The 14,676-nt window shown below is 76.1% G+C and carries 13 protein-coding genes; 8 read left to right on the forward strand and 5 right to left on the reverse strand.

What is annotated here, in order from left to right; genetic code table 11:
* The first annotated feature begins 126 nt into the window (after nt 1–126).
* From ACFWDO_RS07000 to ACFWDO_RS07010, 3 genes are read left to right on the forward strand one after another with little or no spacing between them, the layout of a single operon-like run.
* The gene (locus tag ACFWDO_RS07000) at nt 127–1,491 is read left to right on the forward strand and encodes an MFS transporter (RefSeq protein WP_380324233.1); all 1,365 of its coding nucleotides are present in this window, start codon (nt 127–129) and stop codon (nt 1,489–1,491) included.
* Entirely contained in the window at nt 1,488–3,662 is a 2,175-nt protein-coding gene (locus ACFWDO_RS07005) for a molybdopterin oxidoreductase family protein (protein ID WP_380324230.1), read from the forward strand. The genes ACFWDO_RS07000 and ACFWDO_RS07005 overlap by 4 nt, the downstream gene beginning before the upstream one ends.
* Nucleotides 3,659–5,320 (forward strand): FAD-dependent oxidoreductase, encoded by a 1,662-nt coding sequence (locus ACFWDO_RS07010; RefSeq protein WP_380324227.1) that lies wholly within the window; start codon nt 3,659–3,661, stop codon nt 5,318–5,320. Before ACFWDO_RS07005 ends, ACFWDO_RS07010 begins: the two co-directional genes overlap by 4 nt.
* Here ACFWDO_RS07010 and ACFWDO_RS07015 read toward each other — a convergent pair.
* Genes ACFWDO_RS07015 through ACFWDO_RS07025 form a run of 3 tightly spaced genes read right to left on the reverse strand, consistent with a single transcriptional unit; the run spans nt 5,317 to nt 7,210 of the window.
* Nucleotides 5,317–5,628, reverse strand: coding sequence for a hypothetical protein (locus tag ACFWDO_RS07015; protein ID WP_380324224.1), 312 nt, complete (start codon nt 5,626–5,628; stop codon nt 5,317–5,319). The two genes, ACFWDO_RS07010 and ACFWDO_RS07015, sit on opposite strands and share 4 nt — an antisense overlap.
* Nucleotides 5,625–6,467 (reverse strand): sulfite exporter TauE/SafE family protein, encoded by an 843-nt coding sequence (locus ACFWDO_RS07020; protein ID WP_380324221.1) that lies wholly within the window; start codon nt 6,465–6,467, stop codon nt 5,625–5,627. The genes ACFWDO_RS07015 and ACFWDO_RS07020 overlap by 4 nt, the downstream gene beginning before the upstream one ends.
* Nucleotides 6,464–7,210 carry a GntR family transcriptional regulator gene (locus tag ACFWDO_RS07025; protein WP_380324218.1) on the reverse strand — a complete coding sequence of 249 codons (747 nt, stop codon included), beginning with the start codon at nt 7,208–7,210 and terminating at the stop codon, nt 6,464–6,466. Before ACFWDO_RS07025 ends, ACFWDO_RS07020 begins: the two co-directional genes overlap by 4 nt.
* Before the next feature lie 105 nt (nt 7,211–7,315).
* On the opposite strand from ACFWDO_RS07025, the gene ACFWDO_RS07030 reads away from it, so the two are divergent.
* Nucleotides 7,316–8,926: a DUF222 domain-containing protein gene (locus ACFWDO_RS07030; RefSeq protein WP_380346863.1), complete on the forward strand. Its 1,611-nt coding sequence runs from the start codon at nt 7,316–7,318 to the stop codon at nt 8,924–8,926.
* Nucleotides 8,927–8,949: 23 nt separating this feature from the next.
* On the opposite strand, the gene ACFWDO_RS07035 is transcribed toward ACFWDO_RS07030, so the two are convergent.
* Nucleotides 8,950–9,438: an HIT family protein gene (locus ACFWDO_RS07035; protein ID WP_380321419.1), complete on the reverse strand. Its 489-nt coding sequence runs from the start codon at nt 9,436–9,438 to the stop codon at nt 8,950–8,952.
* A complete protein-coding gene (locus ACFWDO_RS07040; RefSeq protein ID WP_380321416.1) occupies nt 9,435–10,139 on the reverse strand; it encodes a class I SAM-dependent methyltransferase in 705 nt (234 codons plus the stop codon). The genes ACFWDO_RS07035 and ACFWDO_RS07040 overlap by 4 nt, the downstream gene beginning before the upstream one ends.
* 25 nt (nt 10,140–10,164) lie before the next feature.
* On the opposite strand from ACFWDO_RS07040, the gene ACFWDO_RS07045 reads away from it, so the two are divergent.
* The 4 genes from ACFWDO_RS07045 (at nt 10,165) to cobA (ending at nt 14,644) form a co-directional block, all read left to right on the forward strand.
* Entirely contained in the window at nt 10,165–10,635 is a 471-nt protein-coding gene (locus ACFWDO_RS07045; RefSeq protein WP_380321413.1) for an AAA family ATPase, read from the forward strand.
* A gap of 102 nt (nt 10,636–10,737) precedes the next feature.
* On the forward strand, nt 10,738–13,416 hold the full coding sequence (gene nirB / locus ACFWDO_RS07050; protein ID WP_380321410.1) for a nitrite reductase large subunit NirB: 2,679 nt from the start codon (nt 10,738–10,740) through the stop codon (nt 13,414–13,416).
* A complete protein-coding gene (gene nirD, locus ACFWDO_RS07055) occupies nt 13,413–13,829 on the forward strand; it encodes a nitrite reductase small subunit NirD (RefSeq protein WP_380321407.1) in 417 nt (138 codons plus the stop codon). The genes nirB and nirD overlap by 4 nt, the downstream gene beginning before the upstream one ends.
* On the forward strand, nt 13,826–14,644 hold the full coding sequence (gene cobA, locus ACFWDO_RS07060) for a uroporphyrinogen-III C-methyltransferase (protein ID WP_380321404.1): 819 nt from the start codon (nt 13,826–13,828) through the stop codon (nt 14,642–14,644). Before nirD ends, cobA begins: the two co-directional genes overlap by 4 nt.
* Nucleotides 14,645–14,676: the final 32 nt, after the last annotated feature.

Below are 14,676 nucleotides of genomic sequence, written 5' to 3' on the forward strand. Positions count from 1 at the left end.
CGCCTCCCTAGCGTCGGGGGCACCGGCGCGACGGCGAGCCGGCGGCTCGTCCCGCCCGCCCGGCACCCGCCCGGCGGGCTCGACCGCCCGGCGTCGGCGTCGGGCCCGCGCACAGGAGGACACGCGATGGCGGCTCCGACGACGGCTGCACCGACCCCGCCCGGCACGCACCCGGCGCCCGCCCCCGGCGCCCACTCCCGCCCCGGCCGCTGGATCGACGATTGGCGCCCGGAGGACCCGGCGTTCTGGGCGGGCGGCGGCCGGCGCGTCGCGCGCCGCAACCTCGTGCTGTCGGTGTTCGCCGAGCTCCTCGGGTTCTGCGTGTGGGCGCTCTGGTCGATCGTCGTGCCGCAGCTGCCCGCCGCCGGGTTCGACCTCACCACCGACCAGATGTTCTGGCTGATCGCCGTGCCGGCGCTGGTGGGCGCCGCCCTGCGCATCCCGTACACCCTCGCCGTCCCCGTCTTCGGCGGGCGGACCTGGACGGTCGTGTCCGCGTCGCTCCTGCTGGTGCCGACGCTGGCGCTCGCGGTCGTCGTGCAGCGTCCGGAGACGTCGTTCGGCGTGCTCGTGGCGGTGGCGGCGCTCGCGGGCCTGGGCGGCGGCAACTTCGCGTCGTCGATGGCGAACATCTCCTTCTTCTTCCCCGAGCGGGAGAAGGGCGCGGCGCTCGGGTGGAACGCCGCGGGCGGCAACCTCGGCACGGCGGTGGTGCAGCTCGTGGTGCCGCTCGTCGTGATCACCTCCGCCGGAGTCGCCCTCGAGCGGGCGGGCCTGGTGTTCGTGCCGTTCGTGGTCCTGGCGGCCGTGCTGGCGTGGCGGTTCATGGACAACCTGTCGACGGCGAAGGCCGACCCGCGGTCGTTCGCGGTGGCCGTGCGCGAGCCGCACACCTGGGTGATCGCGTTCCTCTACATCGGCACGTTCGGGTCGTTCATCGGGTTCTCCGGCGCGTTCCCGACGCTGCTGGCCGGCCAGTTCCCGGAGGTGAGCGTGTCGCTCGCGTTCCTCGGCGCGCTCGTCGGGTCGGTGGCGCGGCCGCTCGGCGGCATCCTCGCGGACCGCGTGGGCGGGGCCGTCGTGACGATCGGCTGCTACGCCGTGATGATCGCCGGGGCCGTGGGCGCGATCACCGCGCTCGGCAGCCACCGGTTCGGCCTGTTCTTCGCGTCGTTCCTCGTGCTGTTCGTCGCGACCGGGGTGGGCAACGGCTCCGTGTACCGGATGATCCCGGCGGCCTTCCGCGTCGCCGGCGCCGGCCGCGACGCCACGGCCACCGCCCGCGCCGCCGCGGGCTGCATCGGCATCGCGGGGGCCGTGGGCGCGTTCGGCGGGTTCCTCGTGCCGCGCGGCTTCGCGGTCTCGACGTCGATGACCGGGTCGCTGGTCGCCGCGCTGTGGGTGTTCGTCGGGGCGTACGCGGTGATGGCGGTCGTGACCTGGGCCGTGTACGCCCGGCGGGGGACGGCGATGCGGGCGGCGCGGGTATGACGGCGGTCGCGACGCACTGCCCGTACTGCGCGCTGCAGTGCGGCACGGACCTCGCCCCGACCCCGAGGGGCTCGTCGCTGCCCGTGGCCGTGACGCCCCGGCAGTTCCCGACCAACGGCGGCGGGCTGTGCCAGAAGGGCTGGACGGCGGCCGCCGTCCTGCGCGCGCCGGACCGCCTGACCACGCCCCTGGTGCGCGGGGGCGACGGCGCGCTCCGGCCGGCGTCGTGGGACGAGGCGCTGGACCTCGTCGCCGGGCGGCTCGCGACGCTGGCGGCCGAGGACGGGCCGGGCGCGGTCGCCGTGTTCGGCGGCGGGGGCCTGACCAACGAGAAGGCGTACACGCTCGGCAAGTTCGCGCGCGCCGTGCTGCGCACCCCGTTCATCGACTACAACGGCCGGTTCTGCATGTCGTCCGCGGCGGCCGCCGGTAACCGCGCGTTCGGCGTCGACCGGGGGCTGCCGTTCCCCGTCACCGACCTCGCCGGGGCGGACGCGATCCTGCTGCTCGGCTCCAACGTGGCCGAGACGATGCCGCCGTTCGCGGCGCACCTCGCGGGGGCGCGCGCGGTGGGCGGGCTGGTCGTCGTCGACCCGCGACGGTCCGCCACCGCGCGGCTCGCCGGCCCCGGGGAGGGCGTGCACCTGCAGCCCGTGCCGGGCACCGACCTCGTGGTGCTGCTCGCGCTGCTGCACGTGCTGGTGGCGGAGCGCCTGGTGGACCGGGACTACGTGGGGGCGCGCACCGCGGGAGTCGACGACGTGGCGCGGTCCGTCGCGGCCTGGTGGCCGGAGCGCGCGGAGACCGTCTGCGGCGTGCCGGCCGAGGAGCTGCGCCGGGTGGCGCGCCTGCTGGCTGCGGCGTCGCCGTCGCGCGGCGGGCGCGGCGCGTACGTGCTGACCGGGCGCGGCGTCGAGCAGTCCGCGCAGGGCACGGCCACCGTGACGGCGGCGATCTCGCTGGCGCTGGCGCTCGGCCTCCCCGGGCGCGTGGGGTCCGGGTACGGCTGCCTCACCGGGCAGGGCAACGGGCAGGGCGGGCGCGAGCACGGGCAGAAGTGCGACCAGCTGCCCGGCTACCGCCGCATCGACGACCCGGTCGCCCGCGCGCACGTCGCGGGCGTGTGGGGCGTCGACCCGGGGTCGCTGCCCGGGCCGGGCGTGCCCGCCGTCGAGCTGCTGACCTCCCTCGGGACGCCGGGCGGCCCGCGCGCCCTGCTCGTGCACGGGTCGAACGTCGTCGTGTCCGCCCCGAACGCGGACCGGGTGCGCGAGCGCCTCGCCGCCCTCGACCTGCTCGTGGTGTGCGACGTCGTGCCGTCCGAGACCGCGCTGCTCGCCGACGTCGTGCTGCCCACCACCCAGTGGGCCGAGGAGGAGGGCACGATGACGAACCTCGAAGGCCGGGTGATCCGCCGCCGGCGCGCCGTGGACCCGCCCGGCGAGGCGCGCTCCGAGCTGTGGATCCTCGCCGAGCTGGCCCGGCGGCTGGGCTCGGACGTGACGTTCCCCGTCGCGCCGGACGAGGTCTTCGACGAGCTGGCGTGGGCGTCGGCCGGCGGCGTCGCCGACTACTCCGGGCTCAGCCACGCCCGCATCGACGCGCACGAGGCCGCCGGCGGCGCCGGGCTGTACTGGCCCTGCCCCGCCATCCCCGCTGACAGGTGGGCGGAGGCGCACCCCGGGACGCCGCGGATGTTCCTCGACCGGTTCGCGACGCCGGACGGTCGGGCCCGGATGATCGCGGTGGACCACGCGGGCCCGGCCGACGACGTGCGGCCGGACGCGCCCACCTACCTCGTCACCGGGCGGGTGCTGCAGCACTACCAGTCCGGCGCCCAGACCCGCCGGGTGCCCGAGCTGGAGCGGCTGGTGCCCGAGCCGTACGCGGAGCTGCACCCGCTGCTCGCCACGCGCGTGGGGGTGGAGGACGGAGCGCCGGTCCGCCTCGCGTCGTCCCGCGGCGTCGTCGAGCTCACCGCGCGCTGGACCGACGCCGTCCGCCCGGACACCGTCTTCGTGCCGTTCCACTGGGGCGGCGCCGGCAGCGTCAACCGCCTCACGACCGACGCCGTCGATCCGGTCTCCGCCATGCCCGAGTTCAAGGTCTGCGCGGTGTCCGTCGCGGCCGTCGACGCCCCCGTGGTTTCCGAGAGGCGGGTGCCCGCATGAGCACGGAACCGCTGCGGCTGCCGCGCCGCGTCGTCGTCGTGGGGCACGGGATGGTCGGCGCGCGGCTGGCCGACGAGCTCGCCCGCCGCGACGCGGACGGCGCCCTCGACGTCACCGTGCTGGGCGCGGAGCCCTACGAGCCGTACAACCGGGTGCTGCTGTCCGACGTGGTCGCGGGCCGCACGGACGTCGCCGCGATCTCCCTGCCCGCGGTCGACGACGGGCGCGCGCTCGTGCGCCGAGGCACGGCGGCGGTGGCCGTCGACCGCGACGCGCGCGTCGTGCTCGCCGACGACGGCACCCTGCACCCCTACGACCACCTGGTGCTCGCCACCGGCGCCACGGCGCGGCTGCCCGACGTGCCCGGTCTCGGCACCGACCCGGGCACCCTGCCCGCCGGCGTGCACGCGCTGCGCACGCTCGACGACGCCCGGGAGATCGTCGCCGCGACGGTGAACGCCCCCCGCGCGGTGGTCGTCGGCGGCGGGGTGCTGGGCGTGGAGGTGGCCCTCGGTCTCGCCGGGCGCGGCCTGCCCACCACGCTCGTGCACGGCGCCGGCACCCCGATGGACCGCCAGCTCGACGACGAGGCGGGCGCCGTCCTGCGCGCCGCGCTCGAGGCGGCGGGGGTGGCCGTACGCACGGGCGTCCGGCCACGTGAGGTGCTGGTCGTGGGCGGGCGCGCCGTCGGGGTGCGCCTGGCCGGCGCGGCCGGCGACCCGGGGGAGACGCTCGGCGCCGGGCTGGTGGTCCTCGCGTGCGGCACCGCGCCCCAGACGGCGCTCGCGCGGCTGGCCGGGCTCGCCGTCGACCGCGGCGTCGTCGTCGGCCCGGACCTGGCGAGCGTCACCGACCCGCGCGTCTTCGCCGTGGGCGACTGCGCGCAGCCGCCCGAGGGCTCCCGCGGGCTCGTCGCCGAGGGCTGGGACCAGGCGCGCCGCCTCGCGGACGCCCTCGTGGCGCTCGCTGCACGGCCGCGCCCCGCGCCGCCGGTGGTCGCCGGCCCCCGGGAGCACCTGCGCCTGCCCGGGGACGGCGCAGGCCCGTCGATGGCGGTGCGGCTGGGCGCGCTGCTGTCCTCCCGCGCGCCGGGCGCGGCGGCCGGCCCCGCCGTCGACACCCGTGGCACCGACGTCGTCAAGGTCAAGGCGGGTTCGCTGAGCGTGGTCGCGATGGGCCGCTGCGGCTCGGGGCGCGCGCCGGTGGCGGGGGAGCGGGTGGTGCGGCTCGGCGACCCGGCAGCCGGCCGCTGGGTGGAGGCCGTCGTGGCGGACGGGGTGCTCGTCGGCGCCACGTGCGTCGGCGACGCGCGCGTGGCCGCGGACCTCACGGCCGCCTACACGCGCCGCACGCCCGTCCCGGCGGACCCGGCGTTCCTGCTGCTCACGCCGGTGGCGCCGGTCGCGGCCGCGGCGTCGAGCCCCGAGCACATGCCCGACGACGCGACGGTCTGCCGCTGCAACGGCGTCACCAAGCACGACGTCGCGTCGTGCGTCGCCGACGGCGCGACGACCACCGACGAGGTCGTGCACGCGACCCGCGCGACGACCGGGTGCGGCAGCTGCCGGGACGCCGTGTGCGGGCTGGTGGACTGGCTCGCGGCGGCCCGGCCCGACGACGCCGACCGGGACGTCGACCGGGTGGCCGGGCGCCGCTAGACCACGAGGCCGGCCGCCGCACCGGCGACGACGAGACCGATCACGAGGGCGGTGATGACGACGAACGGCGTGTCCGACCGGCGGGCGAAGTGCCTGAGCATCAGCACCAGCCGGACGAGCGGCAGCAGGACGAGGGCGGCGCAGCCGGCGGTCAGGGCGACCGTCGACGGCAGGCGGGCGCCGGCGGCGAGGAGGACGACGCCGACGACCAGGAGCGCCACGGCCGCGGCGGTGCCCCCGCGCATGAGGGTCGCGAGGCGGCCGGCGAGAGCCCGGTCGTGGCCCGCGGGGGTCGTGTCGTCGCTCATGCCAGCCCCGCCCCGCCGACCCCGCAGGCGTGGAGGACCATCGGCACGCTCAGGGCGAGCAGCACCGCGGTGAACACGAGGCGGAGCCCTGGGCCCGCGACCCGCACCAGGACGCGCGCGCCCACGACCGAGCCGGCGACCGAGCCCAGGACGACGGGGGCAGCGAGCTCGAGGTCGAGGGTCCCCGAGACGAGGTACGCGGCCGCGGCGCCGCAGGCGGTGACGCCGATCATGAGGTTGGCGGTCGCGGACGACACCTTGATCGGCAGCCGCATGGCCGCGTCCATCGCCGGGATCTTCAGCACGCCGCTGCCGATGCCCAGGAGCGCCGAGAGCGTCCCGGCGCCGAACATGAAGGTCATCCCGAGCGGCAGCCGGGCGACCTGATAGGCGACGGCCGACCCGTCGCGGTCGGTGTAGGTGGCGCCCAGGGCGAGGCGGTCGCGCCGGACGGACGGCGCCGCCGGGCGGGCGCGCCGGCCCGTGAGCATCTGGACCGCCGACACCAGCAGGACGGCCGCGAAGACGCCGTACAGGAAGGACTCGGGGAGCGACCCGACCAGGAAGACGCCCGCCACGGCCCCGAGGGCCGTGGCGGACTCGAGCACGACCGCGAGCCTGAGGTTGGTCAGCCCCGCGGCGAGGAACTGGGGCGCGCCGGCGCACGAGCAGGCGATCACCGAGACCAGGCCGACCGCGACGGCGACGGGGAACGACGCGTGGGCGTACAGGGTCAGCAGCGGCACGACGAAGATCCCGCCGGCCATCCCCAGGGCGCTGCCCAGGGCGCCCGCCGCGAGGGATCCCACCAGCAGCACCGCGAACTGGTCGGGCGTCACGGTGTGCCCCCGGCCGCGGTGTCCGCGCGGGGGAGGCGGGTGGTGAACGTGATCGTGTCGCCGCGGTAGTGCAGCACCTCGAAGTCCACCGGGCGGCCGCCCGTCGTCGTCGAGGTGCGCTCGATCCTGAGCACCGCGCTGCCCTCGGGGACGTCGAGGGCCTGCGCCACGACCGGGTCCGCGACGCTCGCCCGCAGGGCATACGTCGCCTCGGCCAGCGGCGTGCCGTGCCGCTGCTCCAGGAGCGTGAAGATCGGCTCGTTCTCGAGGTCGTCCTGCGCCACCAGCCGCCCGAGGTCCGGGGGGAGGTAGGTCTGGTCGAAGGAGATCGGGAGCCCCGCCGCCAGCCGGACGCGGTCGATGTGAGTCACGGTCGCCCCGACGGGGAGGTCGAGGGCGGCGCGCACCTCGGCCGACGCCGGTACTTCCTCGACGGCGAGGACCCGCGCGCGGGTGGGCAGCCCGTGACGCTCCATGTCCTCGACGAACCCGGTCAGGGCGGTGAGGGGCTGGCTGATCTGCGGCGTCGTGACGTACGTGCCGCGGCCCTGCCGCGTGACGACCAGGCCCCGGGACACCAGGTTCTGGACGGCGCGTCGCACCGTGATCCGGCTGACGCCGAACTGCTCCACCAGGGCGTCCTCCGTGGGGAGCTGGTCGCCCGGGTGCAGGTCGACCCCCCAGCGAGCGAGGAGGGCGTTCTCGACCTGGGCGTACAGCGGCGTGCCGGCGGAGGGGAGCATGTCGGGAGTCTAGGTCATGTCGTTATAACAACTGGTCGCCTGACCGGATGCGTGATGCGAACGTGTGTTCGAAGAGGTGTCGGTGGCGGGTGGTTGAGTGCTCGTATGGCCACCCCGTCCAGTACCGCCGCTTCGCGGCTTGATGCTGCGCTGGACCGGACGGCGGACGAGCAGGCGGCGGTGAACGCGGCGGCGGGTCGGCGCACGGTCGCGCTCGGGCAGGTGCTGGCGGCGGCGCGGGTGGAGCCGGAGGCGTTGCTCGACGTCGAGGTGGAGCGGGTCGCGTCGGCGACGACGCAACGACGTGGTTCGGTCGCGCACCGGGCGCTGGTCGCGGAGGTCGCGTGCGCGCTCGGGGTGAGCGAGCACGTCGCGGCCGGCTGGCTCGCGGACGCCGACGTCCTGGCCTCGAAGGCGATCGCCACCCTGGAGGCGTTGTGCGCGGGGACGATCTCCTACCAGCACGCCGCGAAGATGGCGGACGCGGTCGCAGGCCTGCCCCCGAGCGTCGCGGGGCGGGTCGAGCGCGCGGTCCTGGGCCGGGCCCCCGGCATGACGGCGGCACGGTTCGGCGCGCTCGTCCGCGCCGCCCGCGACCGCCTGCACCCCGTCCCGGCGGAGGTGCGGCATCAGGCCGCCGCGCTGAAGGCGGACGTGTGGGTCGACGACGGCGCCGACGGGATGTCCTGGCTGACCGCGCACCTGCCGACGCCCGTCGCGCGCGCCGTCTACGACCGCCTGCACCGCACCGCCACGAGAGCGAAGACGACCGGTGACCCGCGCGGCATCGGGCAGCTGCGCGCCGCGACCCTGGCCGCGCTCCTCCTCGACGACCACCCCGTGACAGATGAGCACAGCACGTACGAGCACGAGCACCGCGCGGACGTCGCGGGGCCAACAGGCGGAGCCGCCGGCCCGGAGAACCTGCCGGGAACGCCGCCGGACAGCACACCGGAAACGACACCAGGATCAGCACCAGGGACCGCACCACGAGGTCTGCCAGACGACCTACCGGACCTGCCCGATCCGCTCGCCACGCTGGCGCGCACCGTCCGGCCCGTGGTGCACGTGACCGTCCCGATCACCACCCTCACCGGCACCAGCGAGAGTCCGGGCCTGCTGGACGGCACCATCCCCATCGACGCGGAGACCGCACGCCACCTCACCGCCCGCGCCCCCACCCTGCGACGCCTGCTCACCGACCCCGTCACCGGCGCGATGCTCACCGTCGACCGACGCTCCTACGTCGTGCCCGCCGACCTACGCGCCTTCCTCACCCAACGCGACCTCACCTGCCGGTTCCCCGGCTGCCGCATCCCCGCACGCCGCTGCGACCTCGACCACACCACCGCCTGGGAGCACGGCGGCACCACCGACGCCACCAACCTCGCCGCACTGTGCCGCCGTCACCACACGTTGAAGCACGAGTCCCGATGGACCGTCGAACACCTCCACGACCGGCCGGGCGGCCGGCCCGGCACCGGCGTCCTGGCCTGGACCTCACCCCGCGGCCGCACCTACCTCACCGAGCCCGGATCCGCCGACCACACCCTCGACCACCTCGACGCCTGGGCCACCGAGACACAGCACCTCGCCGAGCAACTGCCCGCGCAACTGCCCGCGCAACGCCCGGTCCCGTCGACGGACGACACGGTCGGACCGGGACCGGCACCAGACATGGTCCCGGCCCGGGACGACGGCGACCCGCCCTTCTGACCGACGCGGCGAGGTGCCGGCCGTCAGGCGTCCAGGCGGTACGGCAGGCCGAGCGCCTCCCGGAGCGCGGCGGCGTAGGGCACCCGCTCGGCGGGCGGGGCCCAGCGGGCGTCGTCGTGCCGTTGGTAGAGGCGGTCGTCCGGGTGGCGGGGGAGCACGTGGACGTGCAGGTGCCAGACGTCCTGGTCGCCCGCGGGCTCGTTGTGCTGGCGGATCGAGGTGCCGGGGCAGTCGTACGACGTGCGCATGGCCTCGGCGACCCGCTGCGTGAGCTCCCAGACGGCCGCGCCGTCCTCGGGCGTGAGCGCGTAGAGGTTCTCGACGTGCACCCGCGGGATCACCAGGACCCCGCCGGGGTTGTCCGGCCACCACTTCGGCGCGATGCGCGCGAAGGCGCGCTCCGTCACCGCGACGACGTCGGACGGCTGGTTCCACTCGTCGACGAGGCCCCGCTGGATGCCGCAGAACGGGCAGGCGTACCCGGCGGGTTCGTGGGTGATGGGACCCGTCACGGTCGCGTCCACTCGAGCGTGTAGCGGAAGAACAGCCGCTGCCGGAACCGTGCGCCCGGCAGGACGCGCCGCGCGGTGTCGCGGACCTCGCCGTACGTCTCGCGCGAGTCGCGCACCGGCACGGGCGGCCCGTCGTCCCCGGCGCCCGCGGCGGCCGGCCGCGGGTGCTTGACCATCCCCACCACGGGGTTGGCGAACGACGACACGAGGTCGACGGCGAGGTCGCGCGGCGCGCCGATCCGCGCGAGCCCCACCACGAGCAGGCGGCCGCCCGGCGCGACGACCCCTGCGGCGTGCCGCAGCGCGGGCTCCAGGTCCATGTGGTGCAGCGACGCGACCATCGTCACGACGTCGAACGAGCCGTCGGCGGGGACGTCCTCGAACCGGCCGTGCCGCACGTTGACGCCCGGGTCTCCCGCGAACCGCGCGGCGGTCGCCTCGGCCATCGCGGCGTCGGCGTCGAGCCCGACGACGGTGGCGCCGGAGCGGCGTAGCCGGTCGACGAGCGCGCCCGTGCCACACCCGACGTCGAGCGCGCGTCGCCTGCGTCGCGGCAGCCGGCGCAGGATCCAGCCGTGGAAGTGGTCGTTGTGGTTCCACGGGTGCCGCGCGTTGAGGCGGCCGAGCCACCGGCCGACGGCGCGGACCTGCGGGTTCGTCGTCGTGCGCGGGTCGAACTGCATCCTCGGCGTCGTCGGCATGGACAGCGAGGGTAGCGTCTCGGCCGTGCCGACCCTCGTCCTCCTGTGCGGCCCCGCCGGCGCGGGCAAGTCCACGCACGCCCGGCGCTACGCGGCCGACGGCTACGCGGTCGCGTCCGTCGACGAGCTCGCGTGGGCGGCCGGGCACCCGGCCGTGCACCCCCTGCCCGACGACGCCGCCCGCCAGGTGGCGGAGACCCTGCGGTCCCGGGTCGGCGCGCTCCTCGACCAGGGGCGCGACGTCGTCGTCGACTCGTCGTTCTGGTCCCGCGCGTCCCGGGACACCTACCGCGCGCTCGGTGCAGCCCACGGCGCGGACGTCCTGGTCGTCTACGTCGACACCCCGCGCGACGTCGCCCTCGCCCGGGTGGCCGCGCGGACCGCGGCGCACCCGCACGACGTCGTCCTGACCCCCGAGGTGGCCGCCGCCTTCCACGACGGGTTCGAGGTCCCGACGCCGGACGAGGGCCCGCTGGAGGTCGTGCCGGGCGCGTGACGACTCTCCTCTCGCGCGGAGTGTGTCGCGCGTGAGGCAGATGTTCCCGTGAGGTAACCGGGGGCTGACGGCGGCGACACGGCGGCTTCCTACCGTCGGGTCATGAGCAGCGAGCCCCCCACCCCAGGCCGTTCCGAGCGGCGGCACGTCGTCGTCGTCGGCGGTGGCATGGTCGCGCAGCGGTTCGTCGAGGCCCTGAGGGCCCGCGACACGGGCGGCGCGTGGCGCGTCACCGTGTTCGCCGAGGAGCCCCGCACGCCCTACGACCGCGTCGGCCTCACCCGCTACTTCGAGGTGCGCGACGCCGAGGAGCTCGCCCTCGGCGACCCGGCGCTGTGGGACGACCCGCTCGTCGACCTGCACCGCGACTGCGCGGTCACGTCGGTCGACCGCGCCGCGCGGACCGTCACCGACCGCCTCGGCCGCGTGCACGCCTACGACGAGCTGGTGCTCGCCACGGGGTCCAGCGCCGCGATGCCGCCCATCGACGGCAACGACCTGCCCGGCGTCTTCGTGTACCGCACCATCGACGACGTCGCGGCGCTGCGCGGGTGGGTGGAGGCCAAGCGGGAGGCCGGCCGCATCGAGACGCGGGGCGGCGTGGTGGAGCGCCCGGTGCGCGGCGCCGTCGTCGGCGGCGGGCTGCTGGGCCTCGAGGCCGCGGGCGCGCTGAAGGCGCTCGGCGCGCAGGCCACGGTGATCCAGTTCGGCACGCATCTCATGGACGTGCAGGTCGACCTGGGCGGCGGGCACGCGCTGAAGCGGCTCATCAACGACAAGGGCATCGCGGTCCGCACCGACACGGCGACGAAGGCGATCCGGCCGCACCGCCGCACCGGGCACGTGGGCCGCATGGACTTCGCCGACGGCGGGCGGCTCGACGTCGACGTCGTCGTGATGGCCACGGGCGTGCGCCCCCGCGACGAGCTGGCTCGCGCGGCCGGGCTCGAGATCGGCGCGCGCGGCGGCGCCGTCGTCGACCTCACCTGCCGCACCGCCGACGACCACGTCTGGGCGATCGGCGAGGTCGCGTGCATCGAGGGGCGCTGCCTCGGCCTGGTCGCGCCCGGCAACACGATGGCGGAGGTCGTGGTCGACCGGCTGCTCGGCGGCGGGGCCACGTTCCCCGGCGCGGACACGGCGACCAAGCTCAAGCTCTCGGGCGTCGACGTGGCGAGCTTCGGCGACGCGCACGGGCGCACCGAGAAGTCCGTCGAGATCGTCTGGGCCGACCCGCTGCGGGGCGTCTACAGCAAGCTCGTCATGGCCGACGACGCGCGCACCCTGCTGGGAGGCGTCTTCGTCGGCGACGCCGGGCCGTACGCGTCGCTGCGTCCCATGCTCGGCGCGGAACTGCCGGGCGACCCGTCCGCGTTCCTGCTGCCCGAGGGGTCGGGCGGTGCGCCCACCCTCGAGCTGCCCGACGACGCGAACGTCTGCTCCTGCAACAACGTCTCGGCGGGCACGATCCGGGGTGCGGTCACGGAGCACGAGTGCACCGACGTCGCGGGCGTCAAGGCGTGCACGCGGGCCGGCACCACGTGCGGGGCGTGCGTGCCGCTGGTCACCAAGCTGACGAAGACGGAGCTCGCCAGGGCCGGCGTCGAGGTCAGCAACGCGCTGTGCGAGCACTTCGACCTGTCCCGCGCGCAGCTCTTCGACGCCGTGCGCGTGGCCGACCTGCACACGTTCAGCGAGATCATCGCCCGGTTCGGCCGGGTGCCCGACGGCGCGAGCGACGCCGGCCGGGGCTGCGACATCTGCAAGCCGACCGTGGCGTCGATCCTGGCCAGCCTCGGCAACGGGCACATCCTCGCGGGCGAGCAGGCCACGCTGCAGGACACCAACGACCACATGCTCGCCAACCTGCAGAAGGACGGCACGTACTCGGTCGTCCCGCGCATGCCGGGCGGCGAGGTGACGCCGGAGGGGCTGATCGTCGTCGGGCAGGTCGCGAAGGACTTCGGCCTCTACACGAAGATCACCGGCGGCCAGCGGATCGACATGTTCGGTGCCCGCGTCGAGCAGCTCCCGGAGATCTGGCGGCGGCTCGTGGACGCCGGCTTCGAGTCCGGGCACGCGTACGGCAAGTCGCTGCGCACCGTGAAGTCGTGCGTCGGGTCCACGTGGTGCCGGTACGGGGTGCAGGACTCCGTGGGCATGGCCGTCGAGCTCGAGCTGCGCTACCGCGGCCTGCGCTCGCCGCACAAGCTCAAGCTCGGCGTCTCCGGCTGTGCCCGCGAGTGCGCCGAGGCGCGCGGCAAGGACGTCGGGGTCATCGCCACCGACCAGGGTTGGAACGTCTACGTGGGCGGCAACGGCGGCCAGACGCCGAAGCACGCGCAGCTCCTCGCGGAGAACCTGTCGTCGGCCGAGCTGCTCCGCACGATCGACCGCTTCCTCATGCTGTACATCCGCACCGCCGACCGGCTGCAGCGCACCGCGCCCTGGGTCGAGGAGTACGAGGGCGGGCTCGAGGCGATCCGCCAGGTCGTGATCGAGGACTCCCTCGGCATCGGCGCGGACCTCGACGCCGCGATGGCGCGGCACGTCGAGGGGTACGAGGACGAGTGGCGAGCCGTGCTGGAGGACCCCGAGAAGCTCGCCCGCTTCGGCTCCTTCGTCAACGCCCCGACGACGCCGGACCCGGCGCTCGCGTACGTGCCCGAGCGCGGCCAGAAGCGCCCCGCCACCCCCGACGAGGTCGCGGCGGGCGTCGTCGACCCCGACCTCGCGGGCCCCGTCCTCGTCGCCGGCCCCACCCTGGAGGTGCGCGCATGACCGCCCTTGTCCCTTCGGCCTCGCGCCCCGCGACGTCCCTCGTCGACGGGCCCGGCTGGACGGCCGTCTGCCCGCTGGACGCCCTCGCCCCCGAGCGCGGCGCCGCCGCCCTGGTGACCGGCTCCGACGGGGAGGAGCTGCAGGTGGCGCTGTTCCGGCTGCTCGACGGCACCGTCTGCGCCGTGCAGCAGCTCGACCCGTACTCGGGGGCGCACGTCATGTCGCGGGGCATCGTCGGCACGCGCGGCGGCACGCCCACCGTCGCGTCGCCGGTCTACAAGCAGGTCTTCGAGCTGCACACCGGCCGCTGCCTCGACGCGGCGGGCAAGGAGCCGAGGGCCGGGTCGGCGGCCGACCTCGCGTCGTACCCGGTGGTCGTCACCGGCGGCGTCGTGCACGTGGGGATCGGATGACGACGGCCCGCCCCGCGACGGGGAGCGTCGTCCTCGTCGGTGCCGGCCCGGGCGCGGCCGACCTGCTCACCTACCGCGCCTGGCGCGCGCTGACCACGGCCGACGTCGTGGTCACCGACCGCCTGGTGCCCCGGGAGCTGCTCGACGACCTCGACCCGGCCGTCGAGGTCGTCGACGTCGGCAAGACGCCGGGCCGGCACACGTTGCCGCAGGAGGAGATCGACGCGCTGATCGTCGCCCGTGCGCTCGCCGGGCAGCGCGTGGTGCGGCTCAAGGGCGGCGACCCGTTCGTCTTCGGCCGCGGCGGCGAGGAGGTCGCGGCCTGCCGCGCCGCGGGGGTGCCGGTCGAGGTGGTGCCCGGGGTGTCGTCCGCGCTCGCCGCGCCCGCGCTGGCCGGGGTGCCGCTCACGCACCGCGGCACGACGACGGCGTTCCACGTGGTCACGGGGCACACGGTCACGGGGCACACCCGCGACGGCGCGGCGAGCGGCGACGTGCTCGACGACGTGTCGGTCGCCTGCGTGACGTCCCGCGCCGCGACGCTCGTCGTGCTCATGGGGGTGGCGGCGCTGCCCGCCATCGTCGCCCGGCTGCTGGACGCGGGCGCCGCGCCGACCACGCCCGTCGCTATCGTGGAGCGAGGTTCGCTGCCCGACCAGCGTGTCACGCGCGTCGCCCTCGACCTGGCCGCCAAGCGCGCCGAGGAGGTCGGGGTCTGCGCCCCGGCCGTGGTCGTGATCGGCGACGTGGCGGACGAGCAGCTGCTGGAGGTCGCGGGTGACGCAGGAGGAGCCGCAGGGCGGGCCGGTGGCTGACGCCGCGAGGCGGACGGCCCGGCCCGCGCTGG

It is taken from the genome of Isoptericola sp. NPDC060185 (assembly GCF_042728595.1).
In the GTDB taxonomy this organism is placed as follows: domain Bacteria; phylum Actinomycetota; class Actinomycetes; order Actinomycetales; family Cellulomonadaceae; genus Isoptericola.

Excerpts from the sequence above, each read along its gene's own strand:
- ACFWDO_RS07000 (WP_380324233.1), top strand. The coding sequence starts at position 127 with ATGGCGGCTCCGACGACGGCTGCACCGACCCCGCCCGGCACGCACCCG.
- ACFWDO_RS07005 (WP_380324230.1), top strand. The coding sequence starts at position 1,488 with ATGACGGCGGTCGCGACGCACTGCCCGTACTGCGCGCTGCAGTGCGGC.
- ACFWDO_RS07010 (WP_380324227.1), top strand. The coding sequence starts at position 3,659 with ATGAGCACGGAACCGCTGCGGCTGCCGCGCCGCGTCGTCGTCGTGGGG.
- ACFWDO_RS07015 (WP_380324224.1), bottom strand. The coding sequence starts at position 5,628 with ATGAGCGACGACACGACCCCCGCGGGCCACGACCGGGCTCTCGCCGGC.
- ACFWDO_RS07025 (WP_380324218.1), bottom strand. The coding sequence starts at position 7,210 with ATGCTCCCCTCCGCCGGCACGCCGCTGTACGCCCAGGTCGAGAACGCC.
- ACFWDO_RS07030 (WP_380346863.1), top strand. The coding sequence starts at position 7,316 with ATGGCCACCCCGTCCAGTACCGCCGCTTCGCGGCTTGATGCTGCGCTG.
- ACFWDO_RS07040 (WP_380321416.1), bottom strand. The coding sequence starts at position 10,139 with ATGCCGACGACGCCGAGGATGCAGTTCGACCCGCGCACGACGACGAAC.
- nirB (WP_380321410.1), top strand. The coding sequence starts at position 10,738 with ATGAGCAGCGAGCCCCCCACCCCAGGCCGTTCCGAGCGGCGGCACGTC.
- nirD (WP_380321407.1), top strand. The coding sequence starts at position 13,413 with ATGACCGCCCTTGTCCCTTCGGCCTCGCGCCCCGCGACGTCCCTCGTC.
- cobA (WP_380321404.1), top strand. The coding sequence starts at position 13,826 with ATGACGACGGCCCGCCCCGCGACGGGGAGCGTCGTCCTCGTCGGTGCC.